Below are 14,270 nucleotides of genomic sequence, written 5' to 3' on the forward strand. Positions count from 1 at the left end.
GGGTAGCCATCCCCCAATAGCAAAGTGAAGGCCGATCCGCGTGTCCCAATCGCCCTCCCGCGCAAATCCGCGCGTCCTGTTCATCAGTCCGAACCGTATCGGCGATAGCGTGATTGCCTTGGGGATCGTGCGAGAAATTGGTCGCCAGTGGCCGAATGCCGAGATCACCGTGGTGACGTCGGGTATGGCGTCGTCCTTCTATCGGGCCGCGCCGGGGGTGGCGAAGATCATCCCGATCAACAAGGAAAAGCGCGGCGGTCACTGGATCAAGCTTTGGAACGCTGTACGCGGCCAAAGCTGGGATGTTGTCATCGACACGCGCGGCTCGGCTACGGCCTATCTGCTGCGAGCCAAGAAGCGCATTGTCTATACGCGCAAGCTGGAAACCGGAGAACCGAAGGTTGAGGTCATCACCCGCCTGATGTCGGCCCCGCACAGCCTGGAGCCGGAACTGTTCATCGATGACCGCGCCCGTGCAGAGGCCGCTGCCGTCATCGACCCGCAATTGCATTCGGGTGCGGGCGAGGGACCGATCCTGGCCCTTGCCCCCATCGCCCACCAGAAGGGCAAGAGCTGGCCCGCCGACCGCTGGGCCGCTCTGGTCGCCAAGCTGAAGGCCGAGCCGCGCTTTTACGGCTGGCGCTTCATGCCGGTCGGTGGTCCGGGCGACCATCCGCCCGCCGCACCGGCACTGGCCGAGGCCGCAGAACGTGGCATCGACTGCGTGGGCAAGACCGACATCATCGCCTCTGCCGCCGCCATTGACCGGGCGGCGCTTTTCGTCGGTAACGACAGCGGCCTGATGCACGTCTCGGCGGCCACCGGCACGCCGACGCTGGGTCTGTTCGGCCCGACCGAATGGTGGCTGTACGGTCCGCGTGGACCCAAGACTGCGACGGTGGCGTCCAACAATACGCGCGGCCAGTTCGCGCCCATCGAAGACCTGAGCGTCGAGGCCGTATTCGACGCCACGATCAAACTCTACGACACCTATTACGCCGGAGCTGCCAAGTGACAGAGCGCCCGCAGGTCCTGTTCATCAGCGCCGACCGCATCGGTGATGCCATCATGTCCATCGGCGCGATCCGGGAGATCGGACGCCAGATACCGGGTGCCGAGATTACGGTGGCGGTCGGCCCGACGGCGGCGGCTCTGTTCCGTGCCGCGCCCGGCGTGGTCAAGGTGATCCCGTGGAAGAAGCAGAAGCTATCGGGCCACTGGCGCACGCTCTGGCGTCAGACGGTCGGCACGAAATGGGCCATGGTCGCCGATGTGCGCGGATCGGCCATGAGCCTGTTCCTGCGCGCCAAGGAGCGCCGCCTTTACAGCCGCGCGCTGGAGAAGGGCGAGATGAAGGTCGTCACCTTCTCCAACATGATGAAGGCCAAACAGGTCGCAGAGCCGGAAATCTTTCTCGATGAAGCTGCCTGTGCCAAGGCGGACGAGATCATCGGTAACGATACCTCGCCCATCATCGCCTTTGCGCCAATCTCAACCGCCGCGGATCGCAGTTGGCCAAAGGAACGCTGGGCGGCGCTGGTTGAAAAACTGATGACCGAGCCGCGTTTCGACGGTTGGCGGTTCATGATGGTCGGTGGTCCAGGCGACCATGATGCGGCGGCACCGTCACTGGCTGTATCCGGAGATCGCGGTATCGATGCCGTCGGCAAAGGCGACATTCTGGCTTCCGCCGCAGCGATCAGCCGCGCCACGCTTTTCATCGGCAATGACAGCGGCCTGATGCACGTTTCAGCGGCTGCGGGCGTGCCGACGCTGGGCCTGTTTGGGCCCAGTGAGTGGTGGCACAAGGCACCTTGGGGACCGAAAGGCCGGGTGCTGGCAGCCGCTTCGGTCCGCGGCGAGTTCGCCTCCATCCAGAACCTGAGCGTTGATCAGGTATATGACGAAGTCCTCAAACTGCATGAAAGCTTTGCAGGAGCGGCCAAGGTCGCAACGACGGCGCCTTGAATTTCCGGCCTTACATCGCCATATTCGCGCCGCTGGAGGCCTGTCGGGAAGCGCGACGGGTTCCAATACAGTTTTGACCACATAAGGAAACGACGCCCATTCGCCGTCCAATGCAAGCGCCGCCCGTAAAGGACGGCCCGCCGATGAACCAAGATATCCGTGCACCTCGCGTTCTGCTGATTGACCAGAACGGCGAAAAGCAGGGTATCATGCCGCTGTCCGCTGCACTTGAAGCAGCTGAAGAGGCAGGTCTGGATCTCGTCCAGATCGTGAACAATCCGGAAGCGCCGGTTTGTAAGATTCTGGACTACGGCAAGCATCGTTTCCAAGAGCAGAAGAAGAGGGCCGAGGCACGCAAGCGCCAGAAGGTCGTCGAGCTCAAAGAAATCAAGCTGCGTCCGAACATCGACACCCACGACTACGAAGTTAAGGCCAAGTCCATGCGCCGCTTCTTCGAAGAGGGCGACAAGGTCAAGGTGACCCTGCGCTTCCGCGGTCGTGAAATGGCTCACCCGGATCTCGGTATGAAGCTGATGCACAAGGTGCAGGCAGACTTCGACGAAGTCGCAAAGGTCGAGTTCGCGCCGAAGATGGAAGGCCGTCAGATGATCATGATCCTGGCTCCGCGCTAAGATCACCGATTATCCGGAACTTCCGGACCGATATTCATGGACACCCCGCGATGTAAGTCGCGGGGTGTTTGTGTATCGCCATAGGCCCCAAGCGCTTGCTTTTTGGGCCCTGGGGGCTTATGACCCGCCCCTTCGTATCTACGAACCGCCGGGCGAATAGGCATTGCCTGGGCGGTTCTGAAACGGACGTCGCCTGATTTTCCTCGGAAATGATGGGGGCGACCCTCAATCAGAGAGAGTCAAAATGCCGAAGCTTAAGACGAAGTCGGGCGCCAAGAAGCGCTTCAAATTCACTGCATCGGGCAAGGTCAAGGCTGGCGTCGCTGGTAAGCGTCACCGTCTGATCAGCCACAACTCGAAGTACATCCGCCAAAACCGCGGCACTTCGGTTATGGCCGACGCCGACGCTAAGAAGATCAAGAGCTACATGCCGTACGCCTAAGGCGCGGCTATCTGATCTCCTAAAAGCACTGAATTTGAATTTGTGTCCCTGACGCAGTTCGGCGCCGAGCGACGAACGATAGGGACCCCCCAAAAGGGAAAACAACATGGCTCGCGTTACCCGGGGCGTTACGTCCCACGCCAAGCACAAGAAGGTCCTGAAGCAAGCCAAGGGCTTCTACGGCCGCCGCAAGAATACCATCCGTACGGCTAAGGCTGCTGTTGACCGTGCCGGTCAGTACGCATACCGCGACCGTCGCACCAAGAAGCGCAACTTCCGCGCTCTGTGGATCCAGCGCATCAACGCTGCTGCCCGCGCTGAAGGCTTCACCTACTCGCAGTTCATCCACGGCCTCGACAAGGCTGGCATCGTTCTGGACCGTAAGGTTCTGGCTGCCATCGCCGCTGACGAAGCTGGCTTCAAGGCAATCGCCGAGAAGGTCCGCGCTGCTCTGGCCTAAGTCTTTGGCCTAAGAGAAAGCACGATCTGCTTAAAAAGCGCCCGCTCCGGTCATCGGAGCGGGCGTTTTTGCATTCTGGCCCCTATGCCCTCTGCTAAGAGGGTGACGAACGGGCCACGGCCCGATAAAGCACAGCGCAAATGACTGATCTCGTCCAACTCGAAACCGAAATCACCCAAGCCATCGGCGCGGCAGAGACTGTCGCGGCCCTTGAAGAGGTGCGCGTTGGCGCCCTCGGCAAGTCCGGCTCTATCTCCCTCCTGCTGAAAGGCATGGGCCAACTTAGCCCCGACGAGCGCCGCGAGCGCGGGCCGGTGCTGAACAGCCTGCGTGACCGTGTGACCACGGCGCTCAATACCAAGAAGGCCGAGCTTGAGGCCGCAGAGCTGAACGCCCGTCTGCTGGCCGAGCGTGTCGACCTGACCCTGCCGTCGCGCCCGCGTCGCAAGGGCGGCGTCCACCCGACCATGCAGGTCATGGACGAGATGATCGCCATCTTCGCCGAGATGGGCTTTGCCGTCGCCGAAGGTCCGGACATCGAGGACGACTTCCATAACTTCACCGCGCTGAACTTCCCGCCGAAGCACCCGGCGCGCGAAATGCACGACACCTTCTTTCTGAAGCCGGATGCCGAGACGGGCGAGCGCAAGGTTCTGCGCACACATACCTCGCCAGTTCAGGTGCGCACGATGATGTCGCAAAAGCCGCCGATCCGCATCATCGCGCCGGGCCGCACCTTCCGTAAGGATTCGGACGCGACCCATACCCCGATGTTCCACCAGATCGAAGGTCTGGTCATCGACCGCGACGTCAACATGGGTCACCTCAAGACGACGCTCGAGACCTTCATGGCCCGCTTCTTCGAGCTGGACGATGTGCAGGCCCGCTTCCGCCCGCACCACTTCCCGTTCACCGAGCCGTCGGCCGAAATGGACATCCGTTGCGACCGTTCAGGCGGCAAGCTGGTGCTGAACACCGGCGAAGACTGGCTCGAGATTCTGGGCTGCGGCATGGTTCACCCGAACGTGTTGATCGCCTGCGGTCTGGACCCGAACGAATACCAAGGCTTTGCCTTCGGCATGGGCGTGGATCGTCTGGCCATGCTGAAATACGGCGTGCCGGACCTGCGTCCGATGTTTGATGCCGATACGCGCTGGCTGTCGCACTACGGCTTCTCGGCCTTCCAGGCCCCTAACCCGGCCTCTGGCCTGAGCTGAGGAATATTTCCATGACTGATATCTTTTCCGAAGAAGCCGGCCGCGCCGTTGTAGAAAAGACGGAGTTCACGAAGGAAGCCATCTGGCTACCTTTGCTGGCCGTCCAACACCAGAACGCTGGCCAGCCGGTCATCAAGGGCAAGACCTTCACCGACTGCCTGTTCGAAGGTCCTGCCCTGATGGTGCCGGTCAACGAGTGCCATTTTGACGGCTGCAACATGGGAGCCGTTCGGGATCTGAACTCGCTGTTCTATGCGCCGAAGGGTCTGGTTCTGGTGGGTGCGGTTCCGTTCGAGGATTGCCGCTTCATCAACTGCCGCTTCTCGCAGGTCGGTTTCACCGGCCACCCCGACTTCATCAAGAGCATGGCCGAAGGCCTGACGCTGGCACGCGAGGGCTGATCTATGTCCAACAACCAAGACATCACCATCCCGGCTATCGGTGCCGGTCCGGTTTATGAAAACCTTAACATCTGGCTTCCGGCGCTGGCTATCGAAGCCAGCCGTACCGGCGACTCAGTGATCGAGGGCAAGACCTACCGCAACTGCATGATCGAAGGTCCGGCTGTACTGCTGCCGCTGGGCGCGTGTAATTTCGACGGCTGTAACATGGGCGACGCGCAGGGCGATATCCGTAATCTGCTGCTGCAACCGATGGGCCCGCAAAAGGTCACCGGCACCATCGCCTTCAAGGACTGCCAGTTCGTCAACTGCCAGTTTATCCGCGTTGGTTTCACGGGCACGCCCGATTTCCTCGAGCAGGTCCAGCAGGTCCTGACCGGAGGGGCTGCGTAATGAAGTTCACCCTCTCGTGGCTGAAGGATCATCTCGATACCTCGGCTGACGTGAACGCAGTTGCGGACGCCATGACCATGGCGGGTCTGGAAGTCGAGGACGTTGTCGATCCGGTTTCCAAACTGGCTCCGTTCAGCGTGGCCAAGATTGTTTCGGCCGAACGCCATCCGAACGCCGACCGCCTTCAGGTCTGCCAAGTGGACACCAAGGACGGCCGCAAGGAAATCGTCTGCGGCGCGCCGAACGCCCGTCCGGGCCTGACCACCATTTATGCGCCGATCGGTGCCTATGTGCCGGGCCTTGATGTCACGCTGGTTGAAAAGCCGGTGCGCGGTATCGTCTCGAACGGCATGCTGTGCTCGGGCGGTGAACTGCAACTGCCGGACGAGAACGACGGCATTCTGGAACTTTCGGACGATCTGGCTGTCGGCACCTCGGCAGCGGACGTCTTCGGTCTGGAACCGGTGATCGACTTCGAAGTTACCCCGAACCGTCCTGACTGGCTGGGTGTCGCAGGCATCGCCCGCGATCTGGCGGCGGCCGGTGTAGGCACGCTCAAGACGCCGGCTATTGAAGCGGTCGCCGGCAAGGGTGCATCGAGCATTTCGGTTCGCATTGCTGCGCCGGAACTGTGCCCGACCTTCGCTGGCCGAGTGATCCGTGGCGTCAAAAACGGCCCGTCGCCGAAGTGGCTGCAACAGCGCCTGACGGCTATCGGTCTGCGCTCGATCAACACTCTGGTCGATATCACCAACCTGATTTCCTACGACCGCGCCCGCCCACTGCATGTCTATGACGTGTCCAAGCTGGAAGGCTCGGAAATCGTCGTGCGTGCCGGTCAGGACGGCGATGCCCTGCTGGCTCTGGACGGCAAGGAATACGCGCCGACTGCCGCTGACTGCGTGATCGCGGACAACGGCGGTGCCCGCGCTATCGGCCTTGGTGGCGTGATGGGTGGCGAGAGCACCGGCTGCTCTGACGAGACGGTCGATGTCTTCGTCGAGAGCGCCTGGTTCGAGCCGATTGTGATCGCCCAGACGGGCCGCTCGCTGGGTATCAACTCCGATGCACAGTATCGTTTCGCGCGCGGCGTCGACACCCACTCGGTCGTGCCGGGTCTGGAACTGGCCACCCAGCTGATCCTCGATCTGTGCGGCGGTGAAGCTTCCGACATCGTGGTTGCAGGTGAAGCGCCAGCTGCGCCGCAGGGCTTTGCCTTCAATCCGGCCTTTGTGAAGCGCCTGTCGGGCATGGACCTGACCGAAGACCGGATCGCCGAAATCCTGACGGCACTCGATTTCAAGGTCGTGCGCGGCAGCCCGTGGACCGTTACCCCGCCGACGGCGCGTCGTGACGCCCACGGTCCAGCCGATCTGGTGGAAGAGGTGGCCCGCATTGAAGGCTTCGCCTCGCTGCCATCCACGCCGCTGCCGTTCGTGGCACCGCCCGCCGGTGGCATCCTCAGCGCGCGTCAGGCCCGTGTCCGCACTGCGCGTCGCGCTCTGGCGTCGATGGGCTATGCCGAGGCCGTGACCTGGTCGTTCACCAAACAGTCGAAGGCGCAACTCTTCGGCGGTGGCGACGACAAGCTGGTTCTCGAAAACCCGATTGCTTCGGACCTCGACTGCATGCGTCCTTCGGCCCTGCCGAACCTGATCGAAGCGGCGGCACGCAATGCCGCGCGAGGTCATGCCGATGCGGCTCTGTTCGAGATCGGCCCGATCTATCTGGGCGATGGTCCGAAGGATCAGCGCACTACCATCACCGGCCTTGTGGCCCCGCACGCCGACCGTCACTGGCAGGGTGCAGGCGATGATGCCCTGTTCACCCTCAAGGGTGATCTTGTGGAACTGCTGGAGTTGATCGGTGCGCCGGTTGGCTCGCTGCAGCTTGTTCAGGGTCAGAACCGCGAATGGTGGCACCCGGGTCGTTCGGCCCGTCTGCAACTGGGCCCCAAGAACATCATCGTAGAGTTCGGCGCGCTGCACCCTTCGGTGCTGAAGACGCTGGATGCCGATGGTCCGATGCTGGCCTTTGAAATCGTGCTCGACAATGTGCCGGAGCCCAAGGGCAAGGGCGGCAAGGCTCGCGGTGCGGCAGCTCTGTCGAACCTGATGCCGCTGACCCGCGACTTCGCCTTCGTGGTCGAGGAAGCCAAGGCCGTCGGCGATCTGCTCAAGGCTGTGGCCGGTGCCGACAAGGCGCTGATCACTGACGTTCGCGTGTTCGACGTCTATCGCGGCAAGGGCGTGCCGGAAGGCCAGAAGTCTATCGCTCTGGAGGTCGAACTCCAGCCGCGTGAAGCCACCCTGACCGATGCTGAAATCGAAGCCGTCGTGGCCAAGATCGTCGCCGCCGCCACCAAGGCCGGCGCGGTCCTGCGGAGCTGATGCATGTCCGAGAAGAAGCCTTGGGCCGAGACGACGTTCGAGCGCAACCTGTTCCGCGCCCGTTGGCTGATGGCCCCCTTCTATCTGGGGCTGGTGCTGGCGCTCGTCATGCTGCTCTCGGTATTCGTACAGGAAGTGATCCATTTCCTGCCGCAGGCCTTCGTGTTTGGCGAAGGTCACATGACGGCGGACACGGCCATCCTTGCGATTCTCAGCCTCGTTGACCTGTCGCTGGCAGGCAATCTGCTGCTGATCGTCATTTATTCCGGCTACGAGAACTTTGTCTCCAAACTGGATCTGGACGAGAACCACGTGGACCGTCCGCCTTGGATGGGCACGGTGGATTTCTCGGGCCTGAAGATGAAGCTGATTGCCTCCATCGTGGCGATCTCGGCCATCTCCCTGCTGAAGGCCTTCATGAACCTGGGCAAGCCTGGCTACGACATCAATCAGGCGTCGCTGATGTGGGGAGTGATCATTCACCTTACCTTCGTGACGTCGGGTGTGTTGCTGGCCCTGATGGACTGGGTCGCGTCCAAGACCGACAAACACTGAAGACCGATCACCGTCGGAAAACAGGGTCGAAAGCCTCGAGCTTTCGGCCCTTTTTCTTGCGTTCAGCGCTCCATCTTGGCGATTGCAATGATTGGTTAACCCTAAAGCCCCAAGTCTGCCGCAAAAGGTCGCGACGGTTCCTTCCTGCCGCCCAACGTATCGGGCCGCCGTCCAATCTTCGGGAGTTTGACGACATGCATCGCCGCCAATTGATCCGCACCACTTTCGGCATCGCTGCTGCGGGCGCCTTGCCGATGGGCCTGGGTGCTTGCGCTACGCGCGGCCAGAACACCGGCAATCCCAACTATCCGATCGCGTCGGACCAGACGGCACAGGCCTATACCTTCGATGAACTGGTCGCTGCAGGCTCGCGCGAACTGGGTATCGCCTCCGAAGCTATTGGCGGCGCAATCGAGCGCATCTTCTCGGACCAAGGCGGTGCGCCGACCGCCTATATCGCCGGTGAAGAAGCGGCCGGTGCTGTGGTGGCCGGTCTGCGTTACGGCCGCGGCGCTCTGCACATGAAGGACATGTCGGCCTCGCAGGAAGTCTTCTGGCAGGGTGCGTCCATCGGTTGGGACTGGGGTGGCAACGCCAGCCGCGTCTTCACCCTCGTGTACGGCCTGTATCACCCCGACATGCTTTACCGCCGCTATCCGGGCGTCGAAGGCTCGGCCTATGCCGTTGCCGGTCTGGGCGTAAACTATCAGCGCGCGGATGGCATCGTGCTGGCTCCGGTTCGCACCGGTGTGGGCCTGCGTCTGGGTGCCAACGTCGGCACCATGAGCTACAGCCGCCAGCGCAACATCCTGCCGTTCTAAGCGGATCACGGATTAAAAGATCAAAAGGCCGGAGCGATGCTCCGGCCTTTTTCTATTCAAGCGTGGGCACCAGCGCCTCCAACCCCTCGCGATAGGATGGATAGCGCGGACGCCAGCCCAGCTCGGCCTTGGCGCGCGCATTGGCGATGCGTTTGGAGTCCAGATAGAAGCGGCGCATCGCGTCGCTGACACTGGGGTCATCCAGATCCACCTCGGGCGGCAGGGGTACGCCCAGACGGGCCGCAGCCCATTCGGTTACCTTGTCTGCCGGGGAAGGCGTGTCGTCGGTCAGGTTATAGATGCCGCCGGGCCTCGGGCTTTCCATCGAGGCAAACAGTCCCGAAACCACGTCGTCGATATGGATGCGGTTGAAGACCTGATCGGGTTTGCGCACCAGTTTGGCGCGCTTCTGCATCAAACGTTCCAGGATGTTGCTGTGCGGGCCATAGAAGCCCGGAAGACGAAATATCTGGACCGTCAGACCCATACCGCGAGCGCTGTCCAGCCAGTCGCGCTCGGCCTTCACACGCCGCGCACCTTCGAGGGTTGCTGCATTCAAGGCATCGCCCTCGAACGCCCACCCGCCCTGACGGTCACCATAGACGCTGGTCGAGGAAATATAGCCGATCCAGTCCGGCCATGCGTCTGCGGCCCGCAGATGGGAAAGCGCACCTAGACCCGGGCATCCACTGGCATCCGGTGGCGTCGTCACCAAAATATGCGAGGCGTGAACGCCCGCCTGCGCCAGCGCGGTTTCATCTGACGGATCAACCGCGATGAAGCCTGCCGCCTCCAGCGCGTCACGGCGCTCGCTGCGGCGCGAGGTGCCATAAACGCGCCAGCCTCTGGCCAATGCCTCGCGACCCGCAGCCTCCCCGACATATCCCGTGCCAAAAACCAGCAGGGTGGGCTTAGAGGCGGGCGTCGACATAGAGGAAAGAACCTTCGGATCAGGATGGGCGCGATACAGTCGCGCTATCTGTGTCCAGTGCTTTGGCGCGGCCTTCGTTCCATGCTGAAACGCAAGGAATCTTTGCCTTATCGCAACGGTCCGCATATCGCCGCGCAATCTCGGTCACGTCGGCCATCAGACCCTGTTCGAGCGTGATGGGATCAAGGCCAAGGGCCTTGAAGCCGTCGTTGGCTACGACCAGTTCGTTTTCATCCGCTTCCTGACGAGGATTAGGCAGGTTGGCGACGGTAGCTCCGGTCATGTCGGCGACCATCTGGGCCAGATCGCGCACACGGCGGCTCTCGGTCATCTGGTTGAGGATTTTGACCCGTTCGCCGCGCGCGGGCGGGTTTTTGAGCGCCAGTTCAACGCAGCGCACGGTATCCTGAATATGGATGAACGCCCGGGTTTGACCTCCCGAGCCATGGACCGTGAGCGGATAGCCGACCGCCGCCTGTATCAAGAAGCGGTTCAGCACGGTGCCATAGTCACCGTCATAGTCGAAGCGGTTGATCAGACGCTCGTCCAGCTTGGTCTGTTCAGTCTGGGCACCCCAGACAATGCCCTGGTGAAGGTCGGTAATCCGCAGCTGATCGTTCTTGGCGTAGAACTGGAACAGCAGAGCGTCCTGCGTTTTGGTCATGTGATAGATGCTGCCCGGGTTCGGCGGGAACAGGATTTCCTGCTCGGTCGGGCCAAAGTCCGTATCGACCGTCACCTTCAGATAGCCCTCGGGGATTTTAAGCCCGGCGGTCGTATAGCCGTAGACGCCCATGGTCCCGAGGTGAGCCAGATGGATGTCCAGACCGCTATCGACCATCGCGGCCAGCAGGTGGTTGGTGGCGTTCAGGTTGTTGTCGACAGTGTACAGCTTGTGCCGCGCCGACTTCATCGAATAGGGCGCGGCGCGCTGCTCGGCGAAGTGAACGATGCTGTCGGGCTGCCACGATTTGATCAGGCCCAGCAGGTGCTCATAGTCCTTACCGACGGTCAGGTTTTCGAAGGCGATGCTGCGCCCCGACACCTCGTGCCAGGCCTTGATCCGGTCCTGGATGGAGGTGATGGGCGTCAGCGACTGAACGCCCAGCTCGTTGTCGATATTGCGGCGGCTGAGGTTGTCGACGATAAGAACGTCCCACCCCTGTGCGGACAGGTGAAGGGCCGTGGGCCAACCACAAAAACCATCACCACCGAGAACCATCACGCGCATCGACTAACCTCCGTTTCAGCCTGTGGGCCTGCCTACAGCAGGGCCTCGATCGCTTCGCGGGCCTGTTGGCCCAGATCGGGGCGTTTCAGAGCCAGCGCTACGTTTGCGCGGAGCAAGCCGATCTTGTCGCCGCAGTCATGGGTCACACCTTCGTACTCATAGGCTGTGAACTCCTGCTGCTGCATCAGACGGGCCATGGCATCGGTGAGCTGGATTTCGCCACCGGCACCAGCCTCCTGCGTGGCCAGAAGATCGAAGATTTCCGGCTGGAGGATATAGCGACCCGAAATGGACAGGTTGGACGGGGCAGTCCCCTTGGTCGGCTTTTCGACCATCCCCTTCATGGTCATGGAACGACCGTTGCGCTCGGCGGGGTCGACAATGCCGTATTTGTGGGTCTGGTCGTCGGGGACCTGTTCCACACCGATGACATTGCCGCCGACCTGCGCATAGAGGTCTGCCAGTTGCTTGAGTGCACCCGGCTGGCTGTCGACAATCACGTCCGGCAGGATAACAGCGAAGGGCTCGTCGCCGATGATGTCGCGGGCACACCAGATGGCGTGGCCCAGACCCTTGGGCTTCATCTGGCGGGTGAAACTCATCTCGCCGGCGCGGGCCAGCTCGCCGTTCATCACGTCCAGAATCTCGGTCTTGCCCTTGGCCTCTAGCTGGGCTTCCAGTTCAACCTGATGGTCGAAATAGTCTTCGATGGCCTGTTTGGCGCGCCCGGTGACAAAGACGATGTGCTCGATGCCCGCTTCGCGCGCCTCTTCGACGATGTAGGACAGGATGGGCCTGTCTACGACGTTCAGCAGCTCCTTCGGGGTGGTCTTGGTGCCGGGAAGAACGCGCGTTCCCAGACCGGCAACTGGCAAAACCGCCTTGCGAAGGCGGGCGTGTGAACTCGACATAGATAATCCAGAGCAGCCTATGATGGTGCCAGTCATAGGGGCATTCTGGCCCCGGTCAAACGGCTGTTCTGTAAACAGCCGTTCGCACCGGAGGTTCACGGATTATTCGACCGTGACGGATTTTGCCAGATTGCGCGGCTGGTCCACGTCGGTGCCCTTCTGAACCGCTGTGAAATAGGACAGCAGTTGCATGGGTACGGAATAGACCAGAGGGGCTGCGATCGGGTGAACCGCAGGGGCCGCGATACGCTGGATGCCTTCACCATGCAGTTCCGGCGCATTGGCTGGCGCGATCATGATGACGGGGCCGCCACGCGCTGCGACTTCCTGAAGGTTTGAGGCCGTTTTTTCGTACAACTCGTCCAAAGGCGCGAGTGCGATGGTCGGAGTGTATTCGTCGATCAGGGCGATGGGGCCGTGCTTCAACTCGCCTGCCGCATAGCCTTCGGCGTGGATGTAGCTGATTTCTTTCAGCTTCAGCGCACCTTCCATAGCCAGCGGGAACATTGCACCGCGACCGAGGAACAGCACGTCGCGGGCCTTTGCCAGTTCCTGCACCAGATTACGGATGGGCGCATCCATATAGAGGGCTTCGGAAATCAGGCGCGGAGCCTCGAACAGGGCGCGAACCAGTTCGGCTTCCTGCTCGGCATTGATGCGGCCACGGGCCACACCGGCCGCGATAGCAAGCGACAGCAGGGCGGCGACCTGTGCGGTGAAGGCCTTGGTCGAGGCGACACCGATTTCCGGGCCCGCATGGGTCGGCCACAGGACGTCGGCTTCACGCGCCATGGACGAGGTGTGCACGTTAACGACAGCGGCGGTCTTGAGCCCCTTTGCCTTGCACCACGTCAGACCCGCCAGAGTATCCGCCGTCTCGCCTGACTGGCTGACGGCGACGGCCAGCGTGCCCTTGGTCAGGGCGGGGTCGCGATAACGGAACTCCGAGGCGATTTCGACGTCGCACGGCAGACCGGCATATTTCTCGAACGCATAGCGACCGATCTGACCCGCATAGAAGGCGGTGCCGCAGGCGATGATCTGTATGCGGTCGATATTGGCGAAATCGACCGTGGCGGGCTTGGCCTTGGCGGTCACCAGATCGAGGTATTCGGACAGGGTGTGCTGGACGCTGTCCGGCTGTTCATGGATTTCCTTTTCCATGAAGTGGCGGAAGCTGCCCTTTTCAACGAGGGCGCTGGAGGCCGCGACCTTGACGATCGGGCGATCAGCGGGCTTGCCGGTCACGTCGAAGATACGCGCGTCGGTGCGCGTCATAGCCACGTAGTCACCTTCTTCCAGATAGGAAATCTTCTGGGTGAATGGACCGACGGCCAGAGCGTCCGAGCCAAGGTACATCTCGCCCTCGCCCCAGCCGACGACCAGCGGACTGCCACGGCGGGCACCGAGGATCAGTTCATCCTTGCCCTCGATCAGCACGGCCAGCGCATAGGCACCGGTCAGGCGGTCCAAAGTAGCCTTGAACGCTTCCAGCGGTGCAAGGCCCGAGGAGATATTGTGATCCAGAAGGTGGGCGACGACCTCTGTGTCGGTCTGGCTTTCGAACACATGGCCTTGTGCCTGTAGTTCGGCCTTAAGCTCGGCGAAGTTCTCGATGATGCCGTTATGCACGAGACAGACGCGGCCTGCCTTGTGCGGGTGGGCGTTGGCCTGCGTCGGTGCACCGTGGGTGGCCCAGCGGGTGTGGCCGATGCCAACCGAGCCCTTGATCGGGTCTTCGGCCAGTACGGCTTCAAGATTGCGGATCTTGCCCTTGGCTCGGCGACGGCGGATGCCGGTGTCGTCCTGCACAGCAATACCGGCGGAGTCGTAGCCACGGTATTCCAGCCGCTTCAGGCTATCGATCAGACGAGGAACAACAGGACCGGTTCCGCTGACGCCAATGATGCCGCACATG

15 protein-coding genes are annotated in these 14,270 nt (G+C 61.9%); 11 read left to right on the forward strand and 4 right to left on the reverse strand.

Translation table 11 applies throughout. The annotated features are described in order from the left end of the window. Nucleotides 1-40 precede the first annotated feature (40 nt). From LOX95_RS02300 to LOX95_RS02350, 11 genes are all read left to right on the forward strand, one after another. Entirely contained in the window at nt 41-1,015 is a 975-nt protein-coding gene (locus LOX95_RS02300) for a glycosyltransferase family 9 protein (protein WP_242912680.1), read from the forward strand. Next, nucleotides 1,012-1,968: a glycosyltransferase family 9 protein gene (locus LOX95_RS02305; RefSeq protein WP_242912682.1), complete on the forward strand. Its 957-nt coding sequence runs from the start codon at nt 1,012-1,014 to the stop codon at nt 1,966-1,968. The genes LOX95_RS02300 and LOX95_RS02305 overlap by 4 nt, the downstream gene beginning before the upstream one ends. A gap of 110 nt (nt 1,969-2,078) precedes the next feature. Further along, nucleotides 2,079-2,600, forward strand: a complete 522-nt coding sequence (gene infC, locus LOX95_RS02310) for a translation initiation factor IF-3 (protein WP_242912684.1) — start codon at nt 2,079-2,081, stop codon at nt 2,598-2,600. Between the two features lie 244 nt (nt 2,601-2,844). Beyond that, nucleotides 2,845-3,042: a 50S ribosomal protein L35 gene (gene rpmI / locus LOX95_RS02315; RefSeq protein ID WP_123286286.1), complete on the forward strand. Its 198-nt coding sequence runs from the start codon at nt 2,845-2,847 to the stop codon at nt 3,040-3,042. 106 nt (nt 3,043-3,148) lie between these two features. Then, nucleotides 3,149-3,502 (forward strand): 50S ribosomal protein L20, encoded by a 354-nt coding sequence (rplT, locus tag LOX95_RS02320; RefSeq protein ID WP_242912692.1) that lies wholly within the window; start codon nt 3,149-3,151, stop codon nt 3,500-3,502. A gap of 140 nt (nt 3,503-3,642) precedes the next feature. After that, complete coding sequence (gene pheS / locus LOX95_RS02325; protein WP_242912705.1) at nt 3,643-4,719, forward strand: phenylalanine--tRNA ligase subunit alpha; 1,077 nt, start codon at nt 3,643-3,645, stop codon at nt 4,717-4,719. Nucleotides 4,720-4,730: 11 nt separating this feature from the next. Further along, entirely contained in the window at nt 4,731-5,120 is a 390-nt protein-coding gene (locus LOX95_RS02330; protein ID WP_242912707.1) for a hypothetical protein, read from the forward strand. A 3-nt stretch (nt 5,121-5,123) separates the two neighbouring features. Continuing rightward, on the forward strand, nt 5,124-5,513 hold the full coding sequence (locus LOX95_RS02335; protein WP_242912709.1) for a hypothetical protein: 390 nt from the start codon (nt 5,124-5,126) through the stop codon (nt 5,511-5,513). Then, nucleotides 5,513-7,903, forward strand: coding sequence for a phenylalanine--tRNA ligase subunit beta (gene pheT, locus LOX95_RS02340; protein ID WP_242912710.1), 2,391 nt, complete (start codon nt 5,513-5,515; stop codon nt 7,901-7,903). The genes LOX95_RS02335 and pheT overlap by 1 nt, the downstream gene beginning before the upstream one ends. Nucleotides 7,904-7,906: 3 nt before the next feature. Next, nucleotides 7,907-8,458 carry a TIGR00645 family protein gene (locus LOX95_RS02345; protein ID WP_242912711.1) on the forward strand — a complete coding sequence of 184 codons (552 nt, stop codon included), beginning with the start codon at nt 7,907-7,909 and terminating at the stop codon, nt 8,456-8,458. 194 nt (nt 8,459-8,652) lie between these two features. Further along, the gene (locus LOX95_RS02350; protein ID WP_242912712.1) at nt 8,653-9,279 is read left to right on the forward strand and encodes a DUF1134 domain-containing protein; all 627 of its coding nucleotides are present in this window, start codon (nt 8,653-8,655) and stop codon (nt 9,277-9,279) included. A gap of 52 nt (nt 9,280-9,331) precedes the next feature. Here the strand turns inward: LOX95_RS02350 and LOX95_RS02355 are convergent, their stop codons facing one another. From LOX95_RS02355 to glmS, 4 genes are all read right to left on the reverse strand, one after another. After that, nucleotides 9,332-10,210: an SDR family oxidoreductase gene (locus tag LOX95_RS02355; protein WP_242912714.1), complete on the reverse strand. Its 879-nt coding sequence runs from the start codon at nt 10,208-10,210 to the stop codon at nt 9,332-9,334. Between the two features lie 19 nt (nt 10,211-10,229). Beyond that, nucleotides 10,230-11,441: an NAD-dependent epimerase/dehydratase family protein gene (locus LOX95_RS02360; protein ID WP_242912716.1), complete on the reverse strand. Its 1,212-nt coding sequence runs from the start codon at nt 11,439-11,441 to the stop codon at nt 10,230-10,232. A 32-nt stretch (nt 11,442-11,473) separates the two neighbouring features. Next, nucleotides 11,474-12,352 carry a UTP--glucose-1-phosphate uridylyltransferase GalU gene (galU, locus tag LOX95_RS02365; RefSeq protein WP_242912718.1) on the reverse strand — a complete coding sequence of 293 codons (879 nt, stop codon included), beginning with the start codon at nt 12,350-12,352 and terminating at the stop codon, nt 11,474-11,476. A 102-nt stretch (nt 12,353-12,454) separates the two neighbouring features. After that, nucleotides 12,455-14,269, reverse strand: a complete 1,815-nt coding sequence (gene glmS, locus LOX95_RS02370) for a glutamine--fructose-6-phosphate transaminase (isomerizing) (RefSeq protein ID WP_242912720.1) — start codon at nt 14,267-14,269, stop codon at nt 12,455-12,457. Between the last annotated feature and the right edge of the window lies 1 nt (nt 14,270).

It is taken from the genome of Brevundimonas pishanensis, assembly GCF_022750635.1.
Classification (GTDB): Bacteria; Pseudomonadota; Alphaproteobacteria; order Caulobacterales; family Caulobacteraceae; genus Brevundimonas; species Brevundimonas pishanensis.

What these genes read in the sequence shown, in the direction of transcription:
- rplT (WP_242912692.1), top strand. Translation starts at nt 3,149, where the DNA reads ATGGCTCGCGTTACCCGGGGCGTTACGTCCCACGCCAAGCACAAGAAG.
- pheT (WP_242912710.1), top strand. Translation starts at nt 5,513, where the DNA reads ATGAAGTTCACCCTCTCGTGGCTGAAGGATCATCTCGATACCTCGGCT.
- rpmI (WP_123286286.1), top strand. Translation starts at nt 2,845, where the DNA reads ATGCCGAAGCTTAAGACGAAGTCGGGCGCCAAGAAGCGCTTCAAATTC.
- LOX95_RS02335 (WP_242912709.1), top strand. Translation starts at nt 5,124, where the DNA reads ATGTCCAACAACCAAGACATCACCATCCCGGCTATCGGTGCCGGTCCG.
- LOX95_RS02355 (WP_242912714.1), bottom strand. Translation starts at nt 10,210, where the DNA reads ATGTCGACGCCCGCCTCTAAGCCCACCCTGCTGGTTTTTGGCACGGGA.
- LOX95_RS02360 (WP_242912716.1), bottom strand. Translation starts at nt 11,441, where the DNA reads ATGCGCGTGATGGTTCTCGGTGGTGATGGTTTTTGTGGTTGGCCCACG.
- LOX95_RS02350 (WP_242912712.1), top strand. Translation starts at nt 8,653, where the DNA reads ATGCATCGCCGCCAATTGATCCGCACCACTTTCGGCATCGCTGCTGCG.
- LOX95_RS02345 (WP_242912711.1), top strand. Translation starts at nt 7,907, where the DNA reads ATGTCCGAGAAGAAGCCTTGGGCCGAGACGACGTTCGAGCGCAACCTG.
- infC (WP_242912684.1), top strand. Translation starts at nt 2,079, where the DNA reads ATGCAAGCGCCGCCCGTAAAGGACGGCCCGCCGATGAACCAAGATATC.
- pheS (WP_242912705.1), top strand. Translation starts at nt 3,643, where the DNA reads ATGACTGATCTCGTCCAACTCGAAACCGAAATCACCCAAGCCATCGGC.
- LOX95_RS02330 (WP_242912707.1), top strand. Translation starts at nt 4,731, where the DNA reads ATGACTGATATCTTTTCCGAAGAAGCCGGCCGCGCCGTTGTAGAAAAG.
- glmS (WP_242912720.1), bottom strand. Translation starts at nt 14,269, where the DNA reads ATGTGCGGCATCATTGGCGTCAGCGGAACCGGTCCTGTTGTTCCTCGT.
- galU (WP_242912718.1), bottom strand. Translation starts at nt 12,352, where the DNA reads ATGTCGAGTTCACACGCCCGCCTTCGCAAGGCGGTTTTGCCAGTTGCC.